General features: G+C 40.2%; 31 protein-coding genes and 2 tRNA genes. 13 read left to right on the top strand and 20 right to left on the bottom strand.

The window, feature by feature from the left end:
- Nucleotides 1–8: 8 nt before the first annotated feature.
- Nucleotides 9–1,352 carry an ISLre2 family transposase gene (locus tag RCG24_RS03655; protein ID WP_308077453.1) on the bottom strand — a complete coding sequence of 448 codons (1,344 nt, stop codon included), beginning with the start codon at nucleotides 1,350–1,352 and terminating at the stop codon, nucleotides 9–11.
- Nucleotides 1,353–1,663: 311 nt separating this feature from the next.
- Between RCG24_RS03655 and RCG24_RS03650 the strand changes: the two genes are divergently transcribed.
- The 4 genes from RCG24_RS03650 to RCG24_RS03635 all read left to right on the top strand — a co-directional run bounded on the left by RCG24_RS03650 (nucleotide 1,664) and on the right by RCG24_RS03635 (nucleotide 3,742).
- Nucleotides 1,664–2,959 (top strand): bacillibactin exporter BcbE, encoded by a 1,296-nt coding sequence (locus RCG24_RS03650; protein ID WP_202655152.1) that lies wholly within the window; start codon nucleotides 1,664–1,666, stop codon nucleotides 2,957–2,959.
- Between the two features lie 202 nt (nucleotides 2,960–3,161).
- Nucleotides 3,162–3,235, top strand: a tRNA-Gly gene (locus tag RCG24_RS03645).
- Nucleotides 3,236–3,246: 11 nt separating this feature from the next.
- Nucleotides 3,247–3,338 (top strand) — tRNA-Ser (locus RCG24_RS03640).
- A 119-nt stretch (nucleotides 3,339–3,457) separates the two neighbouring features.
- Nucleotides 3,458–3,742, top strand: coding sequence for a DUF6509 family protein (locus tag RCG24_RS03635; protein ID WP_202655151.1), 285 nt, complete (start codon nucleotides 3,458–3,460; stop codon nucleotides 3,740–3,742).
- 134 nt (nucleotides 3,743–3,876) lie between these two features.
- Here RCG24_RS03635 and RCG24_RS03630 read toward each other — a convergent pair whose 3' ends face one another.
- Nucleotides 3,877–4,710, bottom strand: coding sequence for a non-homologous end joining protein Ku (locus tag RCG24_RS03630; RefSeq protein ID WP_308078322.1), 834 nt, complete (start codon nucleotides 4,708–4,710; stop codon nucleotides 3,877–3,879).
- A gap of 126 nt (nucleotides 4,711–4,836) precedes the next feature.
- Between RCG24_RS03630 and RCG24_RS03625 the strand changes: the two genes are divergently transcribed.
- Nucleotides 4,837–6,681, top strand: a complete 1,845-nt coding sequence (locus RCG24_RS03625; protein ID WP_202655149.1) for a DNA ligase D — start codon at nucleotides 4,837–4,839, stop codon at nucleotides 6,679–6,681.
- Nucleotides 6,682–6,747: 66 nt separating this feature from the next.
- Here RCG24_RS03625 and dapF read toward each other — a convergent pair whose 3' ends face one another.
- The 3 genes from dapF to RCG24_RS03610 all read right to left on the bottom strand — a co-directional run bounded on the left by dapF (nucleotide 6,748) and on the right by RCG24_RS03610 (nucleotide 9,023).
- Nucleotides 6,748–7,722, bottom strand: coding sequence for a diaminopimelate epimerase (gene dapF, locus RCG24_RS03620; RefSeq protein ID WP_202655148.1), 975 nt, complete (start codon nucleotides 7,720–7,722; stop codon nucleotides 6,748–6,750).
- Between the two features lie 64 nt (nucleotides 7,723–7,786).
- Complete coding sequence (locus tag RCG24_RS03615; RefSeq protein ID WP_308078321.1) at nucleotides 7,787–8,578, bottom strand: hypothetical protein; 792 nt, start codon at nucleotides 8,576–8,578, stop codon at nucleotides 7,787–7,789.
- A gap of 121 nt (nucleotides 8,579–8,699) precedes the next feature.
- A complete protein-coding gene (locus RCG24_RS03610) occupies nucleotides 8,700–9,023 on the bottom strand; it encodes a DUF4870 domain-containing protein (protein WP_202655146.1) in 324 nt (107 codons plus the stop codon).
- A gap of 478 nt (nucleotides 9,024–9,501) precedes the next feature.
- On the opposite strand from RCG24_RS03610, the gene RCG24_RS03605 reads away from it, so the two are divergent.
- Entirely contained in the window at nucleotides 9,502–10,059 is a 558-nt protein-coding gene (locus tag RCG24_RS03605) for a GNAT family N-acetyltransferase (RefSeq protein ID WP_202655145.1), read from the top strand.
- A gap of 65 nt (nucleotides 10,060–10,124) precedes the next feature.
- Here RCG24_RS03605 and RCG24_RS03600 read toward each other — a convergent pair whose 3' ends face one another.
- A complete protein-coding gene (locus RCG24_RS03600; RefSeq protein ID WP_202655144.1) occupies nucleotides 10,125–10,895 on the bottom strand; it encodes an SDR family oxidoreductase in 771 nt (256 codons plus the stop codon).
- Between the two features lie 172 nt (nucleotides 10,896–11,067).
- Here RCG24_RS03600 and RCG24_RS03595 point away from each other — a divergent pair, with 172 nt between their 5' ends.
- The 6 genes from RCG24_RS03595 to RCG24_RS03570 all read left to right on the top strand — a co-directional run bounded on the left by RCG24_RS03595 (nucleotide 11,068) and on the right by RCG24_RS03570 (nucleotide 13,186).
- Entirely contained in the window at nucleotides 11,068–11,310 is a 243-nt protein-coding gene (locus RCG24_RS03595) for a spore germination protein (RefSeq protein ID WP_202655143.1), read from the top strand.
- Between the two features lie 24 nt (nucleotides 11,311–11,334).
- Entirely contained in the window at nucleotides 11,335–11,577 is a 243-nt protein-coding gene (locus RCG24_RS03590) for a spore germination protein (protein WP_202655142.1), read from the top strand.
- A gap of 156 nt (nucleotides 11,578–11,733) precedes the next feature.
- Complete coding sequence (locus RCG24_RS03585) at nucleotides 11,734–12,081, top strand: Hsp20/alpha crystallin family protein (protein ID WP_308078320.1); 348 nt, start codon at nucleotides 11,734–11,736, stop codon at nucleotides 12,079–12,081.
- 75 nt (nucleotides 12,082–12,156) lie between these two features.
- Nucleotides 12,157–12,645: an Hsp20/alpha crystallin family protein gene (locus tag RCG24_RS03580; RefSeq protein WP_202655140.1), complete on the top strand. Its 489-nt coding sequence runs from the start codon at nucleotides 12,157–12,159 to the stop codon at nucleotides 12,643–12,645.
- Nucleotides 12,642–12,824, top strand: coding sequence for a hypothetical protein (locus tag RCG24_RS03575; protein ID WP_202655139.1), 183 nt, complete (start codon nucleotides 12,642–12,644; stop codon nucleotides 12,822–12,824). The genes RCG24_RS03580 and RCG24_RS03575 overlap by 4 nt, the downstream gene beginning before the upstream one ends.
- A gap of 116 nt (nucleotides 12,825–12,940) precedes the next feature.
- The gene (locus RCG24_RS03570; protein ID WP_202655138.1) at nucleotides 12,941–13,186 is read left to right on the top strand and encodes a DNA alkylation repair protein; all 246 of its coding nucleotides are present in this window, start codon (nucleotides 12,941–12,943) and stop codon (nucleotides 13,184–13,186) included.
- Nucleotides 13,187–13,234: 48 nt separating this feature from the next.
- Here RCG24_RS03570 and RCG24_RS03565 read toward each other — a convergent pair whose 3' ends face one another.
- The 3 genes from RCG24_RS03565 to deoD all read right to left on the bottom strand — a co-directional run bounded on the left by RCG24_RS03565 (nucleotide 13,235) and on the right by deoD (nucleotide 16,527).
- Nucleotides 13,235–14,050, bottom strand: a complete 816-nt coding sequence (locus RCG24_RS03565; protein ID WP_202655137.1) for a hypothetical protein — start codon at nucleotides 14,048–14,050, stop codon at nucleotides 13,235–13,237.
- Nucleotides 14,051–14,177: 127 nt separating this feature from the next.
- Nucleotides 14,178–15,674, bottom strand: a complete 1,497-nt coding sequence (locus RCG24_RS03560; RefSeq protein WP_202655136.1) for a lmo1851 family serine protease — start codon at nucleotides 15,672–15,674, stop codon at nucleotides 14,178–14,180.
- Nucleotides 15,675–15,822: 148 nt separating this feature from the next.
- Nucleotides 15,823–16,527 (bottom strand): purine-nucleoside phosphorylase, encoded by a 705-nt coding sequence (deoD, locus tag RCG24_RS03555; protein WP_308078319.1) that lies wholly within the window; start codon nucleotides 16,525–16,527, stop codon nucleotides 15,823–15,825.
- Nucleotides 16,528–16,717: 190 nt separating this feature from the next.
- Here deoD and RCG24_RS03550 point away from each other — a divergent pair, with 190 nt between their 5' ends.
- Nucleotides 16,718–16,846, top strand: coding sequence for a hypothetical protein (locus tag RCG24_RS03550; RefSeq protein WP_306792958.1), 129 nt, complete (start codon nucleotides 16,718–16,720; stop codon nucleotides 16,844–16,846).
- 104 nt (nucleotides 16,847–16,950) lie between these two features.
- Here the strand turns inward: RCG24_RS03550 and RCG24_RS03545 are convergent, their stop codons facing one another.
- The 11 genes from RCG24_RS03545 to RCG24_RS03495 all read right to left on the bottom strand — a co-directional run bounded on the left by RCG24_RS03545 (nucleotide 16,951) and on the right by RCG24_RS03495 (nucleotide 26,640).
- Nucleotides 16,951–17,124, bottom strand: a complete 174-nt coding sequence (locus RCG24_RS03545) for a YozD family protein (protein ID WP_202655134.1) — start codon at nucleotides 17,122–17,124, stop codon at nucleotides 16,951–16,953.
- A gap of 34 nt (nucleotides 17,125–17,158) precedes the next feature.
- Nucleotides 17,159–17,851 (bottom strand): hypothetical protein, encoded by a 693-nt coding sequence (locus RCG24_RS03540; protein ID WP_308078318.1) that lies wholly within the window; start codon nucleotides 17,849–17,851, stop codon nucleotides 17,159–17,161.
- A gap of 130 nt (nucleotides 17,852–17,981) precedes the next feature.
- Complete coding sequence (locus RCG24_RS03535) at nucleotides 17,982–18,212, bottom strand: YozE family protein (protein WP_202655132.1); 231 nt, start codon at nucleotides 18,210–18,212, stop codon at nucleotides 17,982–17,984.
- A 114-nt stretch (nucleotides 18,213–18,326) separates the two neighbouring features.
- Nucleotides 18,327–18,611, bottom strand: coding sequence for a YokU family protein (locus tag RCG24_RS03530; protein ID WP_202655131.1), 285 nt, complete (start codon nucleotides 18,609–18,611; stop codon nucleotides 18,327–18,329).
- A 12-nt stretch (nucleotides 18,612–18,623) separates the two neighbouring features.
- Nucleotides 18,624–20,045 (bottom strand): lysine 2,3-aminomutase, encoded by a 1,422-nt coding sequence (ablA, locus tag RCG24_RS03525; RefSeq protein ID WP_202655130.1) that lies wholly within the window; start codon nucleotides 20,043–20,045, stop codon nucleotides 18,624–18,626.
- 137 nt (nucleotides 20,046–20,182) lie between these two features.
- Nucleotides 20,183–21,577, bottom strand: coding sequence for a sigma-54 interaction domain-containing protein (locus RCG24_RS03520; protein ID WP_202655129.1), 1,395 nt, complete (start codon nucleotides 21,575–21,577; stop codon nucleotides 20,183–20,185).
- A gap of 64 nt (nucleotides 21,578–21,641) precedes the next feature.
- Entirely contained in the window at nucleotides 21,642–22,496 is an 855-nt protein-coding gene (gene ablB, locus RCG24_RS03515) for a putative beta-lysine N-acetyltransferase (protein ID WP_202655128.1), read from the bottom strand.
- 159 nt (nucleotides 22,497–22,655) lie between these two features.
- Nucleotides 22,656–23,930: a peptidase gene (locus RCG24_RS03510; RefSeq protein ID WP_308078317.1), complete on the bottom strand. Its 1,275-nt coding sequence runs from the start codon at nucleotides 23,928–23,930 to the stop codon at nucleotides 22,656–22,658.
- Between the two features lie 15 nt (nucleotides 23,931–23,945).
- The gene (locus tag RCG24_RS03505; RefSeq protein WP_202655126.1) at nucleotides 23,946–24,611 is read right to left on the bottom strand and encodes a 3-oxoacid CoA-transferase subunit B; all 666 of its coding nucleotides are present in this window, start codon (nucleotides 24,609–24,611) and stop codon (nucleotides 23,946–23,948) included.
- Nucleotides 24,596–25,288: a CoA transferase subunit A gene (locus tag RCG24_RS03500; RefSeq protein ID WP_308078316.1), complete on the bottom strand. Its 693-nt coding sequence runs from the start codon at nucleotides 25,286–25,288 to the stop codon at nucleotides 24,596–24,598. Before RCG24_RS03500 ends, RCG24_RS03505 begins: the two co-directional genes overlap by 16 nt.
- Nucleotides 25,288–26,640, bottom strand: a complete 1,353-nt coding sequence (locus RCG24_RS03495) for an aspartate aminotransferase family protein (RefSeq protein ID WP_202655124.1) — start codon at nucleotides 26,638–26,640, stop codon at nucleotides 25,288–25,290. The genes RCG24_RS03500 and RCG24_RS03495 overlap by 1 nt, the downstream gene beginning before the upstream one ends.
- Nucleotides 26,641–26,775 lie beyond the last annotated feature (135 nt).

The raw sequence follows: 26,775 nt of genomic DNA, 5'->3' as shown, positions 1-26,775 counted from the left end.
TGTCTTTTTTAAAAACCGGCCAACTCTTTTAATGCTTTGTACACTGGAATATTCGCCTTGCCTTTTAGGTAAAGGATATTATCCCTTGTAGCTTCACCAATCGTGCTTTTCACCTTTTCCACATAATGTCTCGGGGGGTTCTTTTCTTCCTTGGTTTCTGTCCATCTTTCCACTCGCCCGAATAGTGTTCTCAAAGCTAAATTATCGAGGAATGCCACCAATCCGGTGATCATGGCACTTACGCCTTTTTCCACCCAACTACGCCCATTTTTGAGCCTTTTTGCGAAGACTCTCATTGTTCCCTCTGCACTTCCCATTGGTCTCATTCCAGATGTCTCAACCCCCTGCTCTTTAAGCCATTCTCGATAATCCCTGAGGGCTTCAGGGTACTTTTCGAGCTGACGAAGCAACTGGTCCAGCCGTTCTTCTTGTTCCCTCGTTTCAAGAGTTCCGACGGCATTATTTAATTCTGTAAGTAGTTTCTGACTGTCATAGGACGCGAGAGCCTTTTGCATTTGGCGATAGCGAGGGTGTTTACGGAACAGGCTGCGAATATCTCGTGCCACGTGAAATCGGTCAATCGAAAAGAAAGCCCTGTCCTTAAAATGCTCACGGCAGGCTGTGATCCAACTAGCACCATCACCGTTTATCACCAGTTTGTGGACAGTGGGGTCATACTCGAAATTCTCGATGAGAAAGTCCTCAAACGCCTCCCAAAAGGGCTGTTTCCCACGGTGAATAAAATGCCGTTTATCTTTTAGACTTACCCGTTTTCCGTTAATTTCCCAGCCTTGATGAACCGCTGCTATTTTTTCTTCCTTTCCTCTTTTTCCTTTTCCCTGACGTTTCACATATATACCGTCCACCTCTACAAATAACACTGAGCGGTGTATAGGCTGACGCTCTTTTGGAATACTGGCAACCTGTAACAGATGTTGACGTATAGCTTCGTGACTGATCACACGGTAGCCTAAAAGTGTTTCAAGCGATTCTGCGGCCTTTCGGTAAGAAGGCCCTGTAATGGCAAGCTCTAGAGCGGCTTCCTCAATAAGGGGACTGAAGGTACCTGCCCCTTCAAATTCCAAATAACGATCAAGGAGATAGACATATTCATTTTTCTCTCTATCACGGTAATAGTTCCGTTCAATCGTGATTTCCCCAAAAAGGCTGTCTAACGTGGTGGTACGCTTATCGAGTAGACGATAACGCTTTTTATTACGCTCTTCGGCAATCTGTTGGTCCATGTCCTCTAAAAGAGTCTTCATAACCCCTGAGAAGGTTTCCTGTAATTGCCTCCAAACTAATTGTTCAATCTGTTTTAAATTGGGATATATTGTGCTATTCTTTTGCATGAGGGCTTCCTCCTTTGGATTGGGTTTGGTCGACTATGATTCTACCAAGGAGTAGCCCTCTTTTTCATGTATTTAGCTTAGAACACTACCGCGCTTTCGCTTGGTGGCCCCTTCATTTGGTGAGCGATCTGACAATCCCTCACCAAATGAAGGGGTTAAATTTTGCCCACATTAATTTTACTCATACTTCGGAAAAATTCAAAAGGTACAAAATTAATATTCCCCAAGAGGATTTTTCTACCACAGTTTTTTTTTCGATATAAGCAAATATTAAACAATACCAAATACTTTGAAGGCGGGATAGGGAGACAATGGAACATATTGAACAATTATGGACGAACCCCCGGGCAGCCAAAAGCAAAAAGTCCCAATCCAAGCAAAATGGTTCTAGTGAGATTTCCAAGCAAAAATGGGCAATTTTATCGTTATCTTCTATCCCTTTAGTGATGACATTGGGAAACTCCATGTTAATACCTGTACTGCCTAGGATGGAAAAAGAATTATCGATTTCAGCATTTCAGTCGAGTATGGTTATTACGGTGTATTCTATAGTAGCGATTGTATTAATCCCAATTGCCGGCTATTTATCTGATCATATCGGCAGAAAAAAGGTGATTATCCCAAGTTTGTTTATTGCCGGGATTGGCGGTCTTATTTCCGGTTGGGCAGCATGGAAACTTGAGTCGGCCTATTGGATTATTTTAGCTGGCAGGGCGCTGCAGGGTGTAGGAGCTGCCGGGGCTTTTCCGATCGTCCTTCCGTTGGTCGGCGACATGTTTAAGAATGAGGATGATGTCAGTACCTGTTTGGGGCTAATTGAAACTTCCAACACCTTTGGTAAGGTATTAAGCCCAATTTTTGGGGCTATTCTAGCAGGATTTATTTGGTTTTTACCTTTCTTATCTTTTCCAATCTTTTGCGCAGTCTCGATTTTAATGGTGGCGTTGCTTGTAAAATCTCCCAAAGGCAAGGAAAAGCCAATACCGTTTAAAGCTTTCTTCAGTGGTGTGAAGAAAACCTTTAAACAACATGGTCGCTGGCTTTATGCAATTTTTTTTATTGGCGGTATCCTAATGCTTGTGCTGTTTGGAATTCTTTTTTACCTTTCTGAGGTGTTTGAAACAAAGTATGGGATAAAGGATGTTAAAAAGGGGATTTTCCTGGCTCTTCCCCTTGGTGCTCTTTGTTTATCCTCCTTTATCAGTGGAAAGGTGATTAAAAAAAATAAGATTTTAATGAAATGGTTAACCTTCGGTGGAATAATCGCTGCCGCCCTTTCAATTGCGGCCTTATGGTTTTCCATAAAACTATGGTATATGATCACCATGTTTTTAATTAGCGGTGTGGGAATCGGTATTGGTCTTCCTTGTCTCGATTCCTTAATTACTGATGGAGTAGAAAAAAAGGAAAGGGGAACCATCACCTCTTTTTATTCTTCCATGCGGTTTATTGGAGTGGCCGCTGGTCCACCAATTATTGCTTTGTTAATGAAATACGCCAACCATTGGATCTTTATCATCATGAGCGGTCTTAGTATGTTAGCAGCGGTCGTTACTTTGCTGGCCATCAAACCGCAAGCTAAAGAAAATAATTATAGCAAGAGCTGAGTGGACCCTCAGCTCTTTCATGTTGCACCATAGCCGAGCTTTTACCATACTAATTTAATCCTTTAAGGCCTGGAAATCGCATCCTGCATACAGTAAGCTTGCAGGTATGAACTTTTCCTTAAAAAATTGAAATAAAAATAAATTTCCTCTACCATATTTGAAATTATTATGCTATAATATCAATTGTCTTAATTGTTCCTATGCGGGTGTGGTTTAATGGTAGAATTTCAGCTTCCCAAGCTGACGGCGGGGGTTCGATTCCCCTCACCCGCTCCATTTTATCCTTTGGAGAAGTACCCAAGTGGTTATAAGGGGGCGCACTCGAAATGCGTTAGGGCGGGTAACCGTCGCGTGAGTTCGAATCTCACCTTCTCCGCCATCGATACATAAACAATCTACGCCAGAGAATTCTGGCGTTTTTACGTTTATTTTGCTTTAGCCGGTAAAAATGTATAATATCAAAGAACAACATTAAAATAATGCAAAAGGAGGATCCATATGGAGATCATTGGACATACAGTAGAAAAATTAGAAGATCCTTTCGGTCTGCTTTCAGGTGACCGTTATGAATTTTTTTTGGATCTTGACATAGATGAAGACGATGAACTTTATTCGGAAAAAGGGGTTGGTTTACGCGTCCTATTGGCCGTTGACAACCATGAAGCAAAAATATCCAATTATCATTTTTATGAAAAGGAAAGTGAAAAGGTATTCGACTTTGCCCTAGAAGATGACGAAGAAGAGGAAGTTCTTCAATACTGCAAGGAGAATATTAATAAATAAAAACTCCCCGACTGGTGAGCCCATCAGGATGGTTCATGAAGCGTAGTTGAATTTATCCTTTTCTTTTAGCTAAAAAATAGCAGGGAACTTCCCTGCTATAGATTAGTTTCTAAGATTTGTAAATTCTTTAGAACCTATGCTTCTTTCTTGACTTTAACAGTAGTTTTTTTCTTTGTTACTGCAGCCTTCTTTGGTTTCGTCCGGTCAATCGATGCTTGCAATGCTGCCATTAAATCCGTCACATTGGAAGCAGCCGGTTCCTTCGCTTCCGCCGTAACCGTTTCTTTACCTTGGCGTTTTGATTCGATTAATTCCAATAGTGCTGTCCGGTATTCATCGGTATATTTCTCCGGCTGAAATTCTGTTGTTAACTGGTCGATCAACAAAATAGCTGTTTCCAGTTCTTTCTTCGTTACCTTATCATCCGTTGGAACATTGGGAACATCACCTGTTTTTCGGACCTCATCCGGATAATGGATCGTTTCCATTATCAAGGTATTATCATATACCCGTATTACTGCTAACTGTTCCTTGGAGCGGATCATGATTTTAGCGAGACCAACTTTTTGTGTTTCCTCCAAAGCTTTGCGCAGTAAGGAATAAGCCTTGCTGCCGCCATCATTGGGTGACATATAATAACTGTGATTGAAGTAGATCGGGTCGATTTCTTCCATTTTGACAAAATCTATAATTTCAACCGCTTTATCTTCATTTTCCTTTGCTAACTTTTCCAGTTCTTCCTGATCAAGAAGGACGAATTTTCCTTTTGTATATTCGTAAGCCTTGACAATATTCTCCGGTTTTACTTCCTCTTCGCAAACTGAACAAACTTTTTCATATTTAATTGGGGCATGGCATTTATTATGCAGGGTTCTCAATTTTATATCCTTGTCCTCTGTTGCTGCATGCAGCTTAATGGGAATATTGACGAGTCCAAAGCTGATGCTGCCTTTCCACATTGTGTGCATCTCATCTTTCTCCATTCTTTTTAATTTTAGTGTGTGATTCTAAAGGCCGCGAATACATAAAAACTTCTGGTAAAGAATGAAGTTTGGCCGTTTAACACAAAGTAAGGAAAAAGGGGAAATGCTTTTATGAAACCTATGCTTCCTACCCTTACTTTCGAGCAGCCAGTCCGTCCCGGCTGGGTATATGAAGTAAAATATGATGGTTTTCGGGCTATATTAGACTGGGATGCAAACGGGATTGAATTAACCAGTCGAAATGGAAAAACATTATTGCCGCAGTTTCCAGAAATCAAGCAGTTTTTATTAAAAAAGGAAGCAGCATTTAAACCATTTTTACCCCTGCAGCTCGATGGGGAACTGGTTTCACTAGAGAATCCTTTTAAAGCCAATTTTTCGGCGATTCAACTGCGTGGACGGCTTAAATCTGTTAAAAAAATGGTGGAGCAAGCCAAAAATGCCCCTTGCCGCCTGATGGTTTTTGATCTTCTGAAATTGTCAGGGAAACCACTATACTCTCTCTCTTTTAAGGAAAGAAAACAAGAACTGTTGCATTTATTTAAATTGCTGGAGTTTGATTTAAATCCTGATCCTGCCAATGACCAGCTGCTTCAGCTGGTAACCGCTTATGATCATTTTCAGGAATTATGGGAGAAAGTTGTTTTATTCGACAGCGAGGGGATCGTTGCCAAAAATGACCAGAGCCCATGGGAGGAGGGTAAACGTTCATTACAATGGTTAAAGTATAAAAATTGGAAATACGTCAGCTGCTTTGTTACTTCCTATGATAAAACAAATGGTTATTTTTTCGTATCGGTATACAAAGGCAAGCAAATTCACGAGATTGGTCAGGTGCTGTTCGGTTTTAAGCCGGAGGAGAAACAGGCACTGGAACAGATTATCAAACAAAATACGACCAGCGAAGATCAACAATTTATTTATGTTGAGCCCGCCATCTGCCTTGAAATAAAATATTTAGAGCTTTATGATTTTCAACTGCGTGAGCCGCATTTTGACCGTTTTCGATTTGATCTCGAACCTAAGAATTGCACATACGAAAAATTTATTTTTAGGCAAAAAAATTTACCTGAGGATTTAGAAATTACTCATCCAGACAAGCCACTCTGGGACAAGCTTACCATTCAAAAAGCAGATTATATCCTTTATTTGCGGGCAGTCTCCCCTTATATGCTGCCGTTTCTAACAAATCGCTTATTGACAGTGATTCGCTTTCCCCACGGCATGTTCGGTGAAGCCTTTTATCAAAAAAACTGTCCCGATTATGCACCCGATTTTGTTGAAACCCATAAGGTAGATGAAATTAAGTATATCTTGTGCAATAACCTGAAAACGCTCATTTGGCTGGGAAACCAACTGGCAATCGAATTTCATGTCTCGTTTCACACCATCTACAGCCGGGGACCGAGTGAAATTGTTTTCGATTTGGATCCTCCTTCAAAGGAAGATTTCCCTATGGCGGTCAAAGCAGCGGTATTAATTAAAGAAGTCCTGGATCAGTTTCATTTAATCAGCTTTATTAAAACTTCCGGAAACAAGGGGCTGCAGATATATCTGCCGCTGCCGGAAGGTAAATTTACGTTTGCTGACACAAGGCTGTTTACCCGCTTTATCGCTGAATATTTAGTTTCGAAAGATTCAGATTCTTTTACGATTGAAAGAATGAAAAAACAGCGCGGCGGCAGGCTTTATGTCGACTATGTGCAACACGGAGAAGGAAAAACGATCATTGCACCCTATTCTTTACGAGGCAATGAACATGGCGGGGCTGCCACCCCATTGTTTTGGGAGGAAGTGAATGAGCAGCTTGATCCAAACGTTTTTACAATGGAGAATGCCTTAATCCGCCTAAAAAAACTGGGAGACCCTTTCAAAAATTATTTCAAAGCCAAAGAAATTCAGCCCTTTGCCCCGATCCTGGAAGTGTTAAAACAAAGGGCCACAAAAAAAGGATAAGCATCCCCTTATCCTTTCATTTTTATTTCGCCTTAACAAGCAGTAAGACCGCCACTGATGGAAGTTTCACTTTATCGTTAAAAATTGCTGTACTTCTGCCTGAAGCCTTTCATAGACAGACTGCTCCGCGAAATAATTTTTATCTGTAACAACAAAGGAGCCTGCGGATAAATCGGTGGTTACCGACGCTTTGTAAAGATAGGTGGCATTGCCAATTAAATCAATTTGATACTCTTGACCGATTTGATGGACAACACATTGGACCTTACCGCCATTATTATAAACGTCGATTAAAGATTCATATTCATTTAATCCCTGCATGCAGGTAACTAAAGATGAAGCAGACATTGCTGTTCCGCAAGCATTCGTGAAACCGACTCCTCGTTCAAACGTTCTTACATAAATGGCCCCCGCTCCAAGCGGCTTGACAAAGCTGACATTAACACCATCCGGAAATAGTTCATTGGGGCCATTAACCTTTTCGCTAAGCTGTTGTTGAATATCCGTTTGCAGTGTCTCTACATCAACGATCGCGATTAAATGGGGATTGGGGACTGCTAAAGCAGTAAATCTTAATTTTTCTGACAACTGAGGAATTTTCTCATTGAATAAGGTTGGTTTATTTAACTGCAGCGGCAGTGCATTTAGGCTAAATAACACTGGTGAAATTTCCACTTGGTAAGTATGGACCTCGGGAAAAATCTCCGCCTGCTTTCTTACTTTTAAGTCGGCCTTCATTGTCTCCACAACCGCTTCATTTTTTCCCAGCAATTCACAAAGGTAACGTGCCACCAGCCGCAGTCCATTCCCGCACATCGAAGCCTCCGAGCCATCAGCATTAAAAATGCGCATTCTTCCATCAGCCCGGTCACTCTTTAACACAAATAGAATTCCATCTGCACCTAATTCCGTTTCTCTATTGCATAATAGCCTGGCAAGTTCTGCCCTTTCCGCTTCCGTAAAGGTGTAATCATTCGTCATTTCATCAATTAATAAAAAATCATTGCCAGAACCATGGCCTTTAATCACATTTATTTCCACTTATAAAACCCCCGCAACAAAATAATACCATTATCATATCAAACAATATTGTTCAGGGGAACTTCTAGCGCTCAAGGAAATACTCATTAATTAATATCGTCATTCCAAGAAGTTTCTCTTGGGCAGATTGATTCCCGCTGAATGAAAGAACAGGTGTATTCGGTTCCGGAAATATCGGGCTCCATTCAACGGGCATCCAGCCTCTGCGCAACCGACTAACTTGCCTGTCGTTCGAATCAATTATTTTTTCGTCCATAAATAGCTTGGAACCCGCTACCTCGCCAAAATATTTTCCTTCCCCATTAAATAATTCCTCTCTATTATTCCACCAATTTTGCTTAGTTTTCAGCAAGCAGCCTAAATAGCTTTTATCTTTATCGTATACTTCAATTTTCATCGTTTTTTTCCCTTTGACCCGGTAGCAGGCAATTGCCCTATGATCTTCATCATAGAGGACATATATTTTTGAAAAGCGAATCGGGCGCAGACCTGTCGAACGGTATCGCTTGATACTTCCTGCCAAATGTCCATCCGGATAGTAGAATAAGATCCTGGAATTTTGGGAATTAGAATATAGTACCAACAAATATCTAGCTGACAGCAACGAATTGTTTTTTCTTTCAAGTCTTAATTCAGTCATGTTTCTATTAATACGTAGTGCCTGTTGTTTGCGAAAAAGATAGAGTTGAAAGCAAAAAAAGCTGTAAAGAAAAAAAGGAACCGCTAAGATAAAAATTTTATGATTATGAAATAATGCCAAATTGAAAGCGATCAAAAACACATTCGGTAATAATGCGGCAATACTGCCATTTAAGTTCAACTGGGCAACATCTTGGTAATAGTCGTTTATTTTCATACGGAAAAAACTCCTTGTCAAATCCTCTATTACTAGTTTATTTAAAACAGCAATAAAAAATGATAGAAGAATTTCCGTAGAAAAAGAAGAGTCATTTAGAGACCTCTTCTTTAAGAACGAATTATTTTATTAACCTGAAAATCAACGGGAAACGATATTCATATCCCTCATATGCTTTGATTGCTGCAATGATCGTAAAGACAAAGGCCATTATTCCCAGCACCGCCAGTGCTACAAAACCAATCAAGATAATGACCAATATACCGCTAATAAAACAATAAACAGTGTAGGAAATAAAAAAGTTAAAATATTCTTTTCCGTGGTAATCAATAAACGACGACTCCTCCCGCTTAATTAACCAAATGATTAGCGGACCAAGAATTGGTGCAAAAAAACTTAGAACATACATGAGTGCCGCAAGCATTCTTTCATCACTGTTCGCCATCTGAATTCCCCCCATTGGGATTTTAATAATTCCTTACCCTATTATTTACGTATTAGCTTGCTGAATGTTTCATTTAAATTTCTGCTTTTATTAAGGCACAGATGCTGATAAAATGGAAAAAATACTATTTTATGATTTAGAAAGGTATTTACAGAAATTCATTTATACCGAGGTGTAGAAATCTGTAGAAATATGGAATAATTTTTTTCGGTAATTCGCCAAAAAAATCTATTTTCTTTTTGCTTTTTTTCATGTATTATACTCTAGATAAAACTTTTCTAACACCATTTGGGGGTTTTACAAACTTATATTGGTATAACAAAAAATGAAATAGGGAAGGCAAATGGTGCGCCACCAGTTTACTGGTTCTAGTGGGTTCGATTCCCACCCCGAAATTTTTTACGTTACTTTTATAAAAAATTTCGAGGGTGGCCGCTGTCTATCGGGGGAGCGGAATGCCCTAACTGGAGGGATTCGCATGCTTAAGAAACGTGAGCTGCAAGATTGCAATGTATTGTATGAACTAATGACGCATCCTGATGTCTTCCCTTATGTTCGCCAAAAGGCAGCTTCATATGATGAATTTTTATTTATAACCAAACAAACAATTGAAGCAGAGGAACGTGGGGAATTAATCTCCCGAACCATTTTAGATGAATGGGGAGCACCCATTGGTACCATCAGCTTGTATGATATTGAAAATCAGTCAGGATTTTTGGGAACTTGGCTGGGAAAACCGTTCCATGGCAAGGGTTATAATCGTTTGGCCAAAGACAGCTTCTTTCAAGAATTATTTTATGAATTAGGAATTGAAACAGTTTATATGCGAATCCGCAAGGTTAATATTCGGTCGAAAAAAGCAGCTGAGAAACTTCCCTTTGTGATTCAGGTGAATGAAAGCCGTAAGACGCTATATAATCAATTAAATGCGAATGAGACCGTATACGATTTATATGAAATTCCCAAGGATTTGTATACATTCTATTTACTGCGGAATGGCTTACAGCAATCCAATTCTCATTTATTGGAAGCATAAAAGCAATCGGTAATCCGATTGCTTTTTTCGTGTTTCGTTCAAGTGTTCAAAAAAGACAGCATCTATTATTTTAAGGCTTTACCCAATATATCCAAACCGCCGGTAACCGGAATGATACTGCCGGTAATAAAATCAGATTGCTCATCAATTAAAAATCCAATAACTCGGGCTATATCCTCCCCTGTTCCCTCCCTCCGAAGAGAGTTCCTTCCAGCTGTTTCATTCTTTGATTCTTGAATCGATTTTTCCTTCCAATCGTCTGTAATATCTCCGGGAGAAACCATATTGGCCGTAATCCCATACCCAGCTTCCTCCAGAGCAATCGTTCTTGTAAGTGACGCAAGTCCCGCCTTTGCAGAAGCAAAAGCAGAGCGGTGCATCCATCCTGGAGAAGATTCAACACGATCAAAACCCATGGTAATGATTCGGCCCCATTTTTGTTGACGCATCAACGGAATAATCAATTTTGATAAATTAAATACAGCAGTTAGATTTCCATTTAACAAGTAATTCCATTCTTCAAAGGAATATTCGGTCATTTTCTTTCGCTCATGAATGTAAGGACCAGCATTATGGATTAATATATCGATGGAATCATAAACAGAAAGTGTCTCTTTTACCATTCGCTCACAATCTTCCTGATAAGCGACATCCCCTTGAACAGCAATAGCGCTTGTACCATAACATTGATTTACATGGTTCGCCAAAGAAATGGCTTCTAATTTACTATTTCGGTAATTGATAACAATTTGATACCCTTTTTCAGCAAGATGGATCGCTGTTTTTTTTCCAATTCCAGAAGCTCCCCCTGTTATCAAAGCAGTCTTCTTGTTCAAATAATACCTCTCCAATCTTTAATTTCACTCGTTATTTTTATGTTAAAAACATTCCATTCATAATGCAAATTCTTTTGTAAGCCTTTTGCCGCATATCGCTAAAATAAAGAATTAATAACGAATGGGCCTTTGCTTGCATAGGATGTGATATAAAAGAAAAGGATGTGGCAGAATGCAGACGATCATTAACATTTTCAGTTTTAAAATTAATAGTGTAGCCAACAATGGGTCTGTCAACATCGGAGAAGCACTTCATAATGCTCATTCAGCCCTTACAAAATCACAGGGTGAAAATACCTCATACGGTGATTTTGCTCCGCCTAATGCGGCCATGGAAAACGTCTTTATTGATCCGGACGTAAATGATATGGGAGATGTTGCTAATCCATCGAATGTTTACTCAAATCCCATATAACAAATAAAAGGACTGAAACATAACATGCCCTTTCAAATAAATATTTTTAATATTAAAACCAATGCCATTAATAATAACGGAAATATTGATTTCGGACCGATTGTGCAAAACTCTCATACTTCAAACACAAAGTTAATTGGTACCAATATGGCTTTTGGCGACCTTTCCCCGGCGACTTCCGGTCATATCAATAATTATATTGACTTTGATGTCAGTGAACTGGATCAAATTGCCAACCCTTCTTTACCAAATTTAAATCAAATTTAATGACTTACATGCGAAAGGATGAAACAAATGTTCCCGTGGAATATATTCCCTTTTAACAAAGACCTAAAGGATTCAGTGCAAAAAATGAAACCCGAGGAAATAGATAAATATGTCCAAGATATAATTGGGAAAGTGTTTCCCGCAAATATGAGGGGAATGATGAACCCAATGGATATATTAAACGGCTTTCAAACCTCTCCGTCTCAGCAACCCGCCTCTAGCGGAAATTTGAATTCCTCCGCTTTTGAAACACATGATTACGTCTTTGTCAGAATCTCGATTAAGGATGAAGATTGGTTAAAGAAGCTTCGCCTTTATCATACATCAAACCAATTGATTTTAGAACATATTCCGGAACATGATGATAAACATACGATTACCCTTCCGGCCATCGTAAAAAAGAAAGGAGCAGCCGCAAACTACAAGGATGGTATTTTGGAAGTAAAAATCCCTAAAAATATTGATATGCAATTCTCGCAAATTGATGTTACAGAAATTATGTAATCATTTTTATTCGGATGTTTTGCCTTTCCCTTAATAAGATTAAATATCGGTCTATTTATTACCGGGAGTGATTTGATGGAGATTGATAAATTAAGAAAGTGGATGGAAGCGGCACAACATTTCCAATCAGAAACCTTTTGGAATTCGATTTTTGATTCCTCACAAAAATCCGCTTCTCCCTTAAATGGTAACCCCTTTACATCCGTTACTGATTTTTTTCCAAAATGCGATCTGTTTGAAACGGACCAGTACTTAATGGCCGAAGTCGAACTCCCAGGAATGACGAAGGAAAATATGAAGTTGTCCATTCAAGAACAAATGCTTACTATTAGCGGTGAATTTAACTCGTTTACACATGGACGAAAGTATTTCTTAAAAGAACGCGCCAATCGGTCTTTTAAAAAGGAAATACCACTTCCGTTTCCAATCCTACTAGAAAAAGTCAGAACAGAATTTCGCAACGGGATATTATATATCGCTATGCCAATAAACCAGGAAGAAATGGAAACAATCCCAATTAACTTCGAGCCCAATCGTCCAGATCAGGAGGTTGATCAAAGGTGAAAAAAAAGGTCTTTAAAAACGTTTGTTTTACTAATAATTTTGGCAAAATAGGGATTCATGAATTATCAGGAACATTAAATATCGGAACCACATATGAAGGGGATTTTAGCAAGCAAATTCAGCAAAAGATAAAAGAAAAACTGGGAAAAAAGATCCCCGAGGCTAGAGGGACAGCATGATTGCTGTCTTTTCATGTTTTTAAATAAAACTTCCTCTTCTGTCGGATAAATTTTGTTACATATTTCCTTCTTTAATTGTAGAAAATAGTCTTAAAATTGGATGGAAGGAGAGACATATGCCTACCCCATATCGATGTCCAAATTGTAAAACAAACCGCAGCCGCTTTAATATTATTCAACAAGTTTCACAAGCAGTGAAGCTTGATCCGCAAACAGGGGTGATCATCAAAGAATACAGTGAAAATGAACTAGAACCCTTTCACCACCCTTACAACGGTCCCGAGTATCGAATTCAATGCGGTTCATGCGGATTGATTGAAGATGAACTAACCTTTATAAAATTTGGTGAACAGCAAAATTGAAAGAGAAAACACCTTTGTTAATATACGCTATTAATAAAGGTGTTTCATTTATTTTAAATTATTTTCCTTCAAGAAATGAAGTGAATCCACTTTCCAACCATCCTGAGGTGAAAAACGAATTACATGTAGTTCACCATTAAAAACATGTTTGCCAGTTTTATTAAACCACTCTACTTCGACCGGAATGTCCAAACTGATTTCTTCGGCTAAATCCTCAGCAGGCAGATACTCCATGCGCGATATTGCTACATTTTCGATCAATGGTAAGATTGGCTGCCAATTCACTTTTTGGAGGGAGATTTTCGAGACAATTTTTTCATCCTGCTGTTTAATCGCCGTAAAATATGCGTAAATAACATCATAAGGATTAGCCTTCGCCAGGTAATCGTTTAATTTTCCGGCTGCTTTCAATGTCATAAGCATGTGTGATAAATCCATGGAATTTGTTCGATGCGTGGTGCTTCCATAGAAATGAATACAAAAATGACCGGGGAAATTATTTTTCAACGCGCCGGCCCCATGCGGCATTCCATGCATCGAAGCGGCAATCCAGCGATCTTTATGAATGACAATGATCGCCCTTCTTTTCCAACTCCACCGGCCGCCATAAATATCTTTCATAATACTTGTGTCTCTTACGGTTAATGGTTGAACGTCAGCATGGTGGCTTCCAGCACGTCTTTGGACTTTAAATTTTTTCCCAGTTTCGATGTCCAGGACAGTAAACTTTGAATATTTCGGGAGGATCTGGTTAACATCTTTCCAATCGGGCATTTCAATCTGAAAACTGATATGTCCTGCCGCATCCCCAGCACCGCTTAGAAGGAAATGCAGAAAGATCATGATCATTACTGTTTTCTTCATTAATTTCCTCCTTCTTTTTATCTTAACATTTAAAGAATTACCTGAAGGGGAATTAATCATTCATTATTTTCGCTGTGAATTGGAAAAAGCGGATGAAGTCCCATCCGCTTTTTGCTATATTCATTTTTTATTTCATTCTTTGCTTCAAAACCTCGACAGCTTTTTTCAGCTGGGTATCATTTTTAACAATTTTTTCTCTTAATTGCTCCATGAGCTTCAATGTCGTGTCGCCTTTTAACACCCCGTCCGCTTTCAATTTATTAGCCTTTTGGAAGGAGATAACAGCTTCTTTTGTTTTTTCATCAAAGAACCCGTCGACACGACCTGGATTATAGCCAACCGCCTTTAACATCTTTTGCGCGGTTTGCACATTTGTTCCTGCCTTGGACTTAGATAATACTTTATCCGGGTCAATAATCGGCAATGTCGCGTAGTTTGGCAACGTTACGGTAACATCCGGTTCAATCCCTTTTTTATGAATCCAATTACCATTTGGAGTGAGCCATTTGGCAATCGTATATTTAATATTTGAGCCATCTTTGAAGGCTGTTGTCGTTTGAACGGTACCCTTCCCAAATGACTTTTCTCCTACAAGCGGAATGCCAGCAGATTCTTTAACAGCGGCAGCCAGTATTTCTGATGCGCTGGCACTTCCTTTATCAATTAGGACGACTAAAGGAAGATTAGGATTTCCGGCATTTTGTGATGGAATCTCGGTAATTTTTCCATTTCGGTCTTCTTCCTTCACAATCACTTTCCCTTTAGGAACAAACATGCTAGCGATATTAACTGCTTGGTCTAATAATCCACCAGGGTTTTGCCTTAGATCCAACACCAGGCCTTTCATCCCTTTTTTCTGTAAATCATTTAAGGTGGTCACAAGTTCTTTCGCAGTATTACTTGAAAAGCTGGTAATTTGAACCTTAGCTATTTTGTCATCCACCATTTCTCCATATACCGTTTCAATCGGAATCTCGTCGCGAACGATCGGGACAGAAATTGGATTTTCGATACCCGGACGTTTAATCGACAGTTCCACCTTTGTCCCTTTTTTGCCGCGGATCAACATGACTGCTTGAGTTGAATTCATTCCTTGAAGGGTTTTGCCATCCACTGATAAAACAATATCATTTGGCTTTAAACCTGCCTTTTCCGCTGGAGAACCTTTAATCGGAGAAACAATGACGATATGGCCATCCTTTTCTTGAATTTCAGCTCCGATCCCTTCAAATGAAGAGGATATTGTACTTTGAAAGCTCTTAGCTTCATCCTTGTTCATATAATCAGAATATGGATCATCAAGTGCTTGGACCATCCCATTAATTGCACCGTTAATCAGTTTCTGATCATTGACCTTGGTATAATACTTATTCTTTATGGTATCAAAAGTACTATACAGTTTGTTAAATTCAGTACGTTCGTTTCCAACCGTGACCACTTTTTCCCCGCCAAATGAGAGGGCCACAGCAGTAATTCCTACAGATAAAAATACAACTAAAAACAGCAGCATCACAAAATGGAATTTTTTCAAGCGAATATATCCCGATTTATTATCAGCAACACGCTCTTGATCAACTTTTTCATTTTCCTTTTTCTCTTCTTCCAAAGCCTTCACCACTTTCATCAACCATAAAAATTAAACATACTAAGATAAAGCATTTAAATATGCTAAAAAATGAACTCTTAATGTTTAGAATAACATCTTTTTAATAAAATTAACAAAGAATTTAATTAAAAAACACCTCTTCTTTACGAAGAGGCATGGGCAAGGCTTATTCTTTAGTTGCCGCTTCCAAGGCGACTTCAATCATATCATCAAAAGTGGTCTGTCTTTCTTCCGCAGTTGTTTCTTCTCCGGTTAGAATATGGTCACTGACGGTAAGGACGGATAAAGCTTTCCGGTTGAATTTGGCAGCCAATGTGTATAATGCCGCCGTTTCCATTTCTATCGCAAGAATTTGGTATTTGGCCCACTTTTCTAAATCAGCATTATCATTATAGAAAGAATCTGCAGTGAATACACTTCCGACTTTTAAATTAAGCCCTTTTTCGATTCCTGCATCGTACGCCTTTTTCAGAAGCTCAAAATTTGCGGCAGGGGCGTAGTCAATATTTCCGAACGTCAGTCGATTCATATTTGAATCAGTTGAGCTCGTCATGGCTAATATCACGTTGCGTACCTTCACATCCTTCTGAATCGCCCCGCAAGTGCCGACACGAATTAGTGTTTGTACATTGTAGCTCTGCATTAATTCGTTTACATAAATCGAAATTGATGGGACTCCCATTCCCGTCCCTTGAACAGAGACCCGTTTTCCCTTATAAGTTCCAGTGAAGCCAAACATGTTTCGAACTTCATTATAGCAGGTTGCCCCTTCTAAAAATGTTTCGGCAATATATTTTGCCCGAAGCGGGTCTCCAGGCAATAAGACTGCATCGGCGATTTCATTTTCCTTTGCACCAATATGTATGCTCATAAATGCTCCTCCTCATTTATCTACGAATAACTTATGTTCATAGTCAATATAACATAAATCATTTTCCAATGAAAATCGATAATGGGTAGTAGAATGAAATTTCATAACTGTGGGAAACTAAATATGCTTGTTGCTGATCCATGATGTCAAAATAATTGATAATAAGCATTCAACAGGAGGTAAACGAAACATGGGAAAAAAACACCGGGCACGAATTAATGCACCTAAGAAAAATAATCATATTCCTGCTGAAGCGATTGTTGCTGAACATGAAGCACACGCGAAAGAACATCAGGCTACAGGAGGAAGAAAAAGATAGTAATAAATTTTATAATTTTCTAAACGACAAAAACCTAAGGAGCTATTTCCTTAGGTTTTGCATATATTTCACTTGGTAAAATCTATATGTTATGAAAAAGCAGCTTATTCCTCATTCACTTCTTCATCAATAATACTTTTTTCAATTAAATATTCGAAGGTAATGTCTGCAATTTCCTCTAATTCTTCCTCACTAGGGACGTATCCCCTTTTCATCAGCTCATGAAAAAAGAATTCGGCAATCTCTTCTGTATCGATAAATACTTCGATTTCTCTCAAAAATATCGACCCCCTTTTTCAGAATGTATGAGTGTCAAGGCTTCTTCATGCCATTACCGGCCAAATTTTCCAATTTTCTTAAAATTACCCGCATAACCTGGTAGTATTCTTGATCATGAAATAATTCATATAAAATTCGATAATCATTATATAAATCAAGAAGATGATCAATAAACTCCTTTTTCTCTTTCTTTTTAGCGATCTCTTCAAGTTCCGCTTTTCTAAGGATATTTTGCAACTGCTGGTTTTTCAATGATTTCTCTTGCTTATTGACTAAATAGAGAAGTCCAAGCTTTTGAATGAATGTTTCAGCACTTTCGGCATCGGCAACAAGAGTTAATTCCTCTTCTCCAGCTTCAAGCCACTCTCCGTCACTTATTCTTGAAAGCTCATAAATGACATCCTCCCAAGCGTCCTCCTTGTATCGCCAAATTTCCGTACGGAAGCCGACAACTTTAAACAAATCAGCACCATATCCGCTAACCTGAACCAAATCACCGATAAAAAACTTATACTCAATATCAATTTGTTCTTGTTCCCTAACCGTTCCCTCAAATTCTGAAAGCAACTCTAAAGTTGATTCCATAAATAGTCCATGACTTTTATTCACTTCATACACATAATGACCATCCAGCCATTTGATATCAGTGATTTTCCCAACTGTACCGTATATTGTAATGACCACCGTGTCGCCAATCTTATACTTCGGTTTTTTTCGCTGTGTCATTTCCTCCCATCCCCTCAAATGAAGAACCGTAATTTTAATTACCATAGTATATGCGGAAGATAAATTAAACGCGCATTTTCCATTTTAAAATGAAAAAATCGCCTCTAGTTGCAGAAGCGAAAGAACAAGATCAGCTTTGATTTTCTGTTGATATAACAAATAATTCCCATGCTTTATCAAATACAGACATGGACGGTAAATAATGACCATTCAATTCGAGGTAAGCCGAAAGTTCTTGATAATCATCGGATTGTTTCGGAAAGCTATGGTCCAAATAAGCATCATTGGCAAATTTACCTATGTCGTCAGCGGGTGATGGGTGTCGATATTTCATTAAAAAATGGTAGAAAGATTTTCTCATATAGGCCCCTTCTTTGCAAATTCGCTTTCACTCTATATTTTTATACTATAAATCACCTCAGCCTGCTCCGTCCAGTAAAATATATAAAGCAGCCTGGAGCCCCAGACTGCTACTTTACGAGGTAAAATCAAAGTAGTTCCGCTTCAATAACCTTGGAATTTGCATCAACTTATCAAAGCTAATTACATTACCAATTTGTTTACAATCTATCAAAAATAATTGATTTTCGATTTCTTTTACAATTGTCTCACTCTGATAAACCATTGAGCAATCTAAACAAGAAATTGTCGGGGTATTGGTTATTTCAATCGCTCTTGTACCGTCAGGCAGCTCCCAGAAAACAGAATCGCTGATTTGTTCAATTTTTGTGCTATTGCACCACTGACAAACGGTTGTCATTTTTGCTGCCTCCTATTCCTTTACTTGCTCGGCTTCGGCCTCAGTTTGCTTTTCTTTTTGCAATAATGCTTGATATTTCTTTTCTTTTAATTCGTCTCGTTTGCCGCGTCTATCTTTAAGCGTCGTGTGCTCGGGATTCTGGTTGTAGGCTTGACGACGGTTAATCCTTGATAAATCCTCGGGAACGAGATTGAAATGTTCGTCGTTCATAATCCCAGCGATCCCGGTAAGCGATTTTTTCTCATCGATGTCCGGATAAATTTCTTTAAAATAGTCGTCTGCTCTTCCAGGAATATAATTTTCAGGCTCCGGATAGGAAGTGATCACCCCTTCAAAATTGCGCAGAACCACCTTTTCCGGGCTTTGTGAGATAAGGTAATTCGGCTGCAGAGCAATCTTTCCTCCACCCCCAGGAGCGTCCACAACAAAGGTTGGTACCGCATAGCCGCTGGTGTGCCCGCGAAGACCTTCAATAATTTCAAGACCTTTTGACACAGGTGCCCGGAAATGACCGATTCCTTCTGACAAGTCACATTGGTAGATATAATATGGGCGGACACGGATTTTCACGAGGTCATGCATTAACTTTTTCATAATTGGCAAACTGTCATTTATCCCGGCAAGGATGACTGACTGATTGCCAACCGGTACACCGGCATTGGCAAGCATTTCGCAGGCTCGTTTTGAGTCTTCAGTAATTTCGATCGAGGTGTTGAAATGGGTATTCAGCCAAATGGGATGATACTTTTTCAATATGTTGCAGAGGTTTTCAGTAATTCTTTGCGGGAATACGACCGGTGCACGGGTACCGATGCGAATAATTTCAACATGATCAATTTCTCGTAAATTCTTTAAAATATATTCCAAAATATTATCATTGATTAAAAGCCCGTCTCCGCCGGAAATCAAGACATCTCTTACCTGGGGGGTTTGGCGAATATAATGGATCGCTGCATCCAACTGTTTTTTAGGTACGCCCATGCCAATCTGGCCGGAGAAACGCCTTCTCGTACAATAGCGGCAATACATCGAACATTGATTGGTCACTAAAAACAGTACCCGATCCGGATAGCGGTGGGTCAAGCCTGGTGTTGGCGAATCCTCATCTTCATATAACGGATCCTCAAGGTCGTATTTGGTCTTATATATTTCTTTTGATATCGGGACTGACTGCATCCGAATGGGACAGCGCGGATCATCAGGATTCATTAGGGATGCGTAATATGGTGTAATATTAAGGGGGATCGTTTTAGTCGAGATTCTGACACCTTCCTCTTCATCAGGTGTAAGATTGATCACTTTCTTTAAATCATCCAGTGTTCGGATCGTATTTGTTAACTGCCAGATCCAATCATTCCATTGCTCATCAGTGACGTCTTTCCACAACTCAATTTCTTTCCAATGCCTTGTTGGCTTATATAAAAATGGTTTCATCGTCAATAATTCCTCCCTTTTCCTGCTCTATGTATTAAATATGCAAGAATCATGCCACTTTTCTGAAGATAGTAATAAAAAGGAAATACCGATTTATTAGCTGGTGAATCAAAAAAAGATGCCGGGGATCCGGCACCTTAAAGCGGTATTTTTTTCAGTTTATATTGTAAAGTTTGTCTTGGAATCTCCAAAAGTTTGGCCGCTTGATTAATGTTACCATCCGTTTTCTCCAACGCTTTCAAGATCAAGTTTCTCTCCAGATTGTCAATATTTTTCCTTAATGAAAGATCCTCCGTTTGTTCACTGTTCCTTTGTGCCGGAGTCAGCGGCTGCTTCAAGATTAATGGAAGGCGCGCATAGGTTAATATTTCTTCCTCGCAAATGTTCATCATATATTCAATCGTATGTTTTAATTCGCGAACATTCCCTGGCCAATGATACTTGTTGAAAAACACTTCCAATTTTTTCTCTATTCCTTTGACTTCTTTGCCTAACTTCTTATTAAATAGCTGAATAAAATAATCGGTTAGATAGGGGATATCCTCTTTTCGCTCCCTTAAGGGAAGTAATGCAAAGGAAAATACATTAAGACGATAATATAGGTCTGAACGGAGCTTTTGTTCTTTTAAGGCCTTGTTAGGATGGAGATTTACCGCAGCGATCACCCGGACATTGACCATGATATTTTCCGCTCCCCCAACTCTTCTAACAATCCCGTCTTCCAATACGCGAAGTAATTTAGCCTGCAGTTCAATTGGCATCGCATGCAGTTCATCGAGAAACAGGGTTCCCCCATCCGCCAGTTCAAATAATCCCTTACGGTCAACTGCACCTGTATAACTCCCTTTTGCCGTCCCAAAAAGAATGCTTTCCAGCAAGGTTTCCGGTATCGCTGCACAATTCTGGGCGATAAAAGGACCGCCGGCACGAAGCGATTCCTGATGAATCCCTTGAACAAATAACTCCTTCCCCGTGCCGGACTCTCCATAGACCAGTATTGGAGAATCAGATTTTGCCAGTTTGCTGGCTTCCACTTTCATATTGATGAACTGAGGATTGACTGTTTTTAAATCTTGGAACGAATATTTTACTTGTTTCCATACCTTTTTCTTGCTGCTTTTTTTCAGTCCCTTTTGTAAATCCAGCAATCGCTCTGCCAGCAGCTTCATTCTCGAATAGTCCTTAGCAATTTCCACCGCACCAATAATTTCTTCGCCGAGAAAGATCGGTAAGGTAGTATTAATGGTATCGATTCTGGTTCCATGTACATTGACATATACCTGAGTTTGATTGTAGATTGGTTTTCCCGTTCTAATCACCTTTAATAATGTGCTTGATTCCTCCGTAAGTGAGGGAAATACCTTTAATAAGTGTTTGCCCTGAACTTCTTTTATATCCATCCCATCATGCCTGGCAGCTACTTCATTATAGAAAATCGTCCTCCCCTCCGTATTGACGACATGGATACCTTCATCAATACTCTTTAGAATGGCCGCAAGTACCTCTTGGGTGAGGACGGTAAGTTCCCCCATCCCTATTCACCTACCTTCTCCAGATTTGTTAGGTGCCGAAAAATAGGCGGGTACTGCCAAAATCTCAGCAATTTGCCAGATTCTTTACCCACATATTCATATTTTCAAGTTTGTCATAAATAAAGACATTATTCTTAAGCCGCCCGCGATACTTAAAGCCGAGCTGATAAAGGACGGCGTTCATTCCGAAAGACTGTGCCCTGGCAATTGAATAAGCACAAAATATCCCCCTCTGCTTCAGTTCTTGTTCCAGTTCCTGCAATAGCAGCTTCATCAAGCCGTATTTTCTGTGCTCCGTTAGTGTGGCACAATCCGTTAATTCAGCATTTTTATAAAACAGATTGATTTCAGCAGAAGCGGCGCTAACAATTTTCCCCTGATAAAAAAAGGCATAGTAGACTGTCCCGGCGTCCATGGTTTTTTTTACATATTCCGGATCATGTAAAGGAGTTGGATAAATTTGAAATACGTTCTGGTATAATTCTGCCAGCTTTTCGGCACTATTTTTTCCCGCCTTTTTCAGTTCATATTCTTTTGGCGGAAGTGCTCTTCGTCCAGAAGCGGCCAATTGATAAACACTGTGAATGATTCCATCCTCGGCCACCCAATGATCATTCTTTTTTCGTTCTGCTGTATAAAATTTCGAAAAAAACCAGGCATCCGAACCATGAAAATAGCGGTCCACGATCGCCTCAGGCTGAAACCCTCGCTCGAAAAAGGCATGTGCATCTTCGGAACGCCCTTTGATTATCAACTTTTCCACCTGTTGTTGATGAACCAGTTCCTCAGCTTTATTTACTAGATCCTGTATATTTCCACGATAGTCATCAACACGAACACGCCGATTAAATGGATCACTGCACACCTCAAGGTAAAAATTGATTTCCTGTAAACGATCTGTTCTGGCCAATTGATTCATTTGATTCGCTCCTTCCAACTTTTCTATCAAACTCAGTTGCCAGAGAAAAATGCCTGGCGATGAATCACGCCAGACATTTCCTATTTGTCCTTTCTTACTAATCTTGTTTAGTTTCTGCATTGGTATCGGTAATTCCTTCCTAATGAGTGAAAAATAGGTTTAATCATTTCCCTGTATCCCACACCATTTTAAAAGTGTCAAGGCAATCACTTCACTGGCTGTAAACATTTCTTCGAGGACAATATATTCATTTGCATCATGGGCCACCTTGGTGACACCCGGTCCAAAAACGACAACCGGTGTATCGCCAACATTTGATAAAATACCGCCGTCCGTTCCCCATGGGCTTGCTTCAATCACAGGTGTTTCTCCGGTAATTTCTTTAAAACTATCGATAAGGTTAATCATCAAAGGATGGTCACTCTCCAAGCTGCCCGGCAGCCATCTGGCGCCAAACCATTCTAACTTCAACGGATTTTCCCGTAGCCAAGCATCTTGTTCGTTTAATTCTTTGAGACAAGTTTCCATTTCAAACTGCGCTGATTCCATTGTTTCTCCTGGGGCTATCCCCATCCTTCCTTCGATAATGGCCGTGTCGGGAACTGACGAGGGCCATTCACCGCTTGAGATTTTCCCAATATTAATCGGGATGGGAATAGGGATGCCTTTATACAGGGGATCCTCGATTCTTTCATTGCGACGTTTTTCTAATTGTTGTAGCCCTTGGATCACCTGGACAGATTTTTCAATCGCACTGATCCCCTCATATCGGGTCCCACCATGTGCAGCCTTACCAGGTACTGTGATTCTAAACCACATCGATCCCTGTTGTCTTGGAAAAATTTTCATATTGGTTGGTTCAGGAATAATTGCCCCATCCGCTTGATAACCTCTTAAAACAGCAGCCAATGTCCCGGCTCCACCGCTCTCTTCTTCTATTACACTTTGAAAAATGATATCTCCCTTTAGCTTGATGCCAGATGCGATAATTGCTTCGATCGCTAATAAAAGAGCAGCATTCCCGCCTTTCATATCCGTTGCTCCTCTGCCATACAGCTTGCCCTCTTCAATATGGCCGCTAAACGGGTCATATGTCCAGCTTGCTTCATCACCAACCGGAACAATATCAATATGTCCATTTAAGATCATTGATTTTCCACCGCCTGTGCCTTTTAAAACTGCCACCAGATTAGGGTTTCCTTCAAAGCTCTCACGGTCACAAAAATAGGCGGGATGATTTTTCAGCTCATTATCGCCAATTTCCCAAATATCGAGTAATAAGCCGAGTTGACGGCACTTTTCGATCACCACTGCCTGGGTACCACTTTCATTTCCTCTTGTACTGTTTTCTTGAACCATTTTCTGCACCAAATGGACCCCGGCGACACGGTTTTCCTTCAGCCAATTTCTGATTTTATTTGCTGGGTTTGGCATTTCCAACCTCCTCGTTTAATAGCTTATTTTACGGATCTCCTTTGCCATTTGAACTCGACAACCCGTTTTGCTAAGTACTTGAGTAACATCATATGGTGCAAACATCTCTGCCAACAACAGGCCCTGGTCCGATACATGAAAAACTGCCAGATCGGTAATAATCAGATCAACACAACGACTGGATGTTAACGGCAGGGTACACTGCTCGACAATTTTCGGGTATCCCTTTTTGTCACAATGATTCATCAGGACAATCACCTTTTTTGCTTTTTGGGCCAGTTCCATGGCCCCGCCCATCCCCGGCACCTTTTTCCCGGGTACAATCCAATTTGCTAAATCCCCTTTTTCGCTGACTTCAAGCGAGCCCAAAATGGTAATATCAACTATCCCCTTACGAATCATCGCAAAAGCAGTGGCACTGTCACAATAAGAACCTCCTGGAGTTAAGGTGACCGGAAACCCGCCAGCATTACAAAGATTCTCATCCTCTTCTCCTTTGTTTGGGCTTGGACCCATTCCCGTAATTCCGTTTTCAGCATGAAACATGACGGTTATATCTTTTGGTAAATGGTTGGGAACAAGCGATGGGATGCCGATTCCTAAGTTGACAACCATTCCATGCCGAATTTCCTCTGCTGCACGCCTCGCTAATTTATTGCGGGTATCTATTCCCATGCCCATTTCCAATTCACCCCCTTAGATGGAATCACATAGTCGACAAAGACGCCGGGGGTAATAATTTCTTCAGGATCAAGGCTGCCAAGCGGTACAATTTCCTCTGCTTCGACTATCGTGATCTTGCCCGCCATTGCTACTAGTGGATTAGTATTGCGAGCACTTTTGTCATAAATTAAGTTGCCAAATTCATCCGCTTTTTTTGCAAACACGATTGATACTTCGGCAGTTAAAGCCGTTTCCACGACATATTCCTTACCATTAAGAGAAATCATTGGTTTGCCTTTGGTTACGACTTCATTTTCAAAGCCAATATCCGAGAGAATGCCCGGGAGACCAACACCGCCAGCACGGATTCTTTCAGCTAAAATTCCCTGCGGTGAAAATTCAACCTCCAGACTTCCCTCATGCATCATTTTCCCGGCAAAAGGGTTGGAACCAATGTGAGAAGCAATTACTTTTACTGCCCGGCCCCGGCTGACCAGCTTACCAATACCGATATCTGGAAAGCCTGTATCATTACCAATTAAGGTGAGGTTTCGGACTCCCTTTTCCAAAATACCAGCGATAATGGTCGGCGGTGAGCCAACCCCGCCAAAGCCGCCAAACATTAAAGTCATCCCATCTTGAAAAAATCTAAGAACATGCTCTAACGTCGTTATTTTTCCGAACTTATTATTCATTAAAAAACACCAGCCGTCTCACCAAGAGCGTTTTGAAAAGCAGTAAATGTTTCATGCAATAAACCAACAAGTTCGTCTAGCTCCTTTTCTGTAATCGTTAATGGGGGAGCAATGATAATCGCGTCTCCATTCACACCGTCAATACCCGAACCGGCGGGATATACAATTAAGCCCTTTTCCTTCGCAAGATCTACCAACTTTTGGGTAACTACCGCTTTACGTGGGAATGGTGTTTTAGACGTCCGATCCACGACAAATTCGATCCCAAGCAGCAATCCTTTACCACGGATATCGCCAATAAACGAAAATTGGTTCTGTAACTTTTCAAGCCTTTGTCTTAAGAAATCACCTTTAGCCTCTACTTGACTTATAATCTTGTATTTTTCGAGATATTCGAGAACAGCTAAGGCAATTGCACATGACTGCGGGTTAGCGCTTAAAGTATGCCCGCTCATCACTAATTTTGATCCAGCCAAAATGGGTTCCATCACCCTTTCACTGGCAACTGCTGCGGCAATCGGTGCATACCCTGCCCCCATCCCCTTACCCAGGGTAACAATATCAGGTATCACTTCCCAATGCTCACAGGCCAGCATCGTTCCTGTCCGCCCAAAGCCGGTCATTACTTCATCGGCAATAAAGAGGATGTCATGATCCTCACAAATTTTTTGAATCACTTTTAAATAATCCTTGGGCGGAGAAATTGCCCCACCCGCAGCACCAATTACCGGCTCAGCAATAAATGCTGCGATCTGATCCGCTCCAATCCTACGAATCGCCGCTTCCAGCTCGTGTGCACAGGCGTATTGACAGGCTGGTGCTTCAAGCTGGTAGGGGCAGCGGTAGCAATAGGGAGGGTTAATGACTGGAAAATCCTCAAGGAGTGGAACAAAGCGTGCCCTTCTGCCAGTATGGCCTGACATAGAAAGTGCCCCCAGTGTAATTCCATGGTAGCTGACCCAGCGAGACAGTACTTTCACTTTTGTGTGAATCCCCTTTTCCTGCCAATATTGAATCGCGATTTTCATTGCCGTTTCTGTTGCTTCTGAGCCGCTGTTCACGAAAAAGCTCCAGTTAAGGTCGCCCGGAGTCAGATTGGCGATTTTTTTTGCTAAATTTTCAGCTGGCTCACTGGTAAATTGAGAACGATAAACAAAGGAAACCTTTTTTGCTTGTTCATTCATCGCCTCGATAATGTCGCTGACACCATGACCAATGTTGGCTGTAACCGCTCCAGAGGCGGCATCCAAATATTTTTGTCCAGCAAGATCAACTAAATAAACGCCTTTCCCATAATCAATGACCGGATAAACCTCGTCCAAGATTGGTTTTATTAAAAAAGAGCGCTGCATCTGTCTCCACTTCCTTTTTACATAAGTAAAACCCTGTTAAAATTGTATGAGTTAACTATTTATTTCTTTCGTCTTTATAAAGAAAAAAGGAACAAACCTGCTTCTGTTCCTTTTGTTAGAAAAATTTAATTTTTA

This window comes from Neobacillus sp. OS1-32 (assembly GCF_030915425.1).
Taxonomy (GTDB): domain Bacteria; phylum Bacillota; class Bacilli; order Bacillales; family Cytobacillaceae; genus Neobacillus; species Neobacillus paridis.
The sequence above is the reverse complement of the archived record's forward strand: the minus strand, read 5'-3'. Positions and strand labels throughout refer to the sequence as shown.

Excerpts from the sequence above, each read along its gene's own strand:
- RCG24_RS03655 (WP_308077453.1), bottom strand. The coding sequence starts at position 1,352 with ATGCAAAAGAATAGCACAATATATCCCAATTTAAAACAGATTGAACAA.
- RCG24_RS03650 (WP_202655152.1), top strand. The coding sequence starts at position 1,664 with ATGGAACATATTGAACAATTATGGACGAACCCCCGGGCAGCCAAAAGC.
- RCG24_RS03635 (WP_202655151.1), top strand. The coding sequence starts at position 3,458 with ATGGAGATCATTGGACATACAGTAGAAAAATTAGAAGATCCTTTCGGT.
- RCG24_RS03630 (WP_308078322.1), bottom strand. The coding sequence starts at position 4,710 with ATGCACACAATGTGGAAAGGCAGCATCAGCTTTGGACTCGTCAATATT.
- RCG24_RS03625 (WP_202655149.1), top strand. The coding sequence starts at position 4,837 with ATGAAACCTATGCTTCCTACCCTTACTTTCGAGCAGCCAGTCCGTCCC.
- RCG24_RS03615 (WP_308078321.1), bottom strand. The coding sequence starts at position 8,578 with ATGAAAATAAACGACTATTACCAAGATGTTGCCCAGTTGAACTTAAAT.
- RCG24_RS03610 (WP_202655146.1), bottom strand. The coding sequence starts at position 9,023 with ATGGCGAACAGTGATGAAAGAATGCTTGCGGCACTCATGTATGTTCTA.
- RCG24_RS03605 (WP_202655145.1), top strand. The coding sequence starts at position 9,502 with ATGCTTAAGAAACGTGAGCTGCAAGATTGCAATGTATTGTATGAACTA.
- RCG24_RS03595 (WP_202655143.1), top strand. The coding sequence starts at position 11,068 with ATGCAGACGATCATTAACATTTTCAGTTTTAAAATTAATAGTGTAGCC.
- RCG24_RS03590 (WP_202655142.1), top strand. The coding sequence starts at position 11,335 with ATGCCCTTTCAAATAAATATTTTTAATATTAAAACCAATGCCATTAAT.
- RCG24_RS03585 (WP_308078320.1), top strand. The coding sequence starts at position 11,734 with ATGATGAACCCAATGGATATATTAAACGGCTTTCAAACCTCTCCGTCT.
- RCG24_RS03580 (WP_202655140.1), top strand. The coding sequence starts at position 12,157 with ATGGAGATTGATAAATTAAGAAAGTGGATGGAAGCGGCACAACATTTC.
- RCG24_RS03570 (WP_202655138.1), top strand. The coding sequence starts at position 12,941 with ATGCCTACCCCATATCGATGTCCAAATTGTAAAACAAACCGCAGCCGC.
- RCG24_RS03565 (WP_202655137.1), bottom strand. The coding sequence starts at position 14,050 with ATGAAGAAAACAGTAATGATCATGATCTTTCTGCATTTCCTTCTAAGC.
- RCG24_RS03560 (WP_202655136.1), bottom strand. The coding sequence starts at position 15,674 with ATGAAAGTGGTGAAGGCTTTGGAAGAAGAGAAAAAGGAAAATGAAAAA.
- deoD (WP_308078319.1), bottom strand. The coding sequence starts at position 16,527 with ATGAGCATACATATTGGTGCAAAGGAAAATGAAATCGCCGATGCAGTC.
- RCG24_RS03550 (WP_306792958.1), top strand. The coding sequence starts at position 16,718 with ATGGGAAAAAAACACCGGGCACGAATTAATGCACCTAAGAAAAATAAT.
- RCG24_RS03540 (WP_308078318.1), bottom strand. The coding sequence starts at position 17,851 with ATGACACAGCGAAAAAAACCGAAGTATAAGATTGGCGACACGGTGGTC.
- RCG24_RS03535 (WP_202655132.1), bottom strand. The coding sequence starts at position 18,212 with ATGAGAAAATCTTTCTACCATTTTTTAATGAAATATCGACACCCATCA.
- RCG24_RS03530 (WP_202655131.1), bottom strand. The coding sequence starts at position 18,611 with ATGACAACCGTTTGTCAGTGGTGCAATAGCACAAAAATTGAACAAATC.
- ablA (WP_202655130.1), bottom strand. The coding sequence starts at position 20,045 with ATGAAACCATTTTTATATAAGCCAACAAGGCATTGGAAAGAAATTGAG.
- RCG24_RS03520 (WP_202655129.1), bottom strand. The coding sequence starts at position 21,577 with ATGGGGGAACTTACCGTCCTCACCCAAGAGGTACTTGCGGCCATTCTA.
- ablB (WP_202655128.1), bottom strand. The coding sequence starts at position 22,496 with ATGAATCAATTGGCCAGAACAGATCGTTTACAGGAAATCAATTTTTAC.
- RCG24_RS03510 (WP_308078317.1), bottom strand. The coding sequence starts at position 23,930 with ATGCCAAACCCAGCAAATAAAATCAGAAATTGGCTGAAGGAAAACCGT.
- RCG24_RS03505 (WP_202655126.1), bottom strand. The coding sequence starts at position 24,611 with ATGGGCATGGGAATAGATACCCGCAATAAATTAGCGAGGCGTGCAGCA.
- RCG24_RS03500 (WP_308078316.1), bottom strand. The coding sequence starts at position 25,288 with ATGAATAATAAGTTCGGAAAAATAACGACGTTAGAGCATGTTCTTAGA.
- RCG24_RS03495 (WP_202655124.1), bottom strand. The coding sequence starts at position 26,640 with ATGCAGCGCTCTTTTTTAATAAAACCAATCTTGGACGAGGTTTATCCG.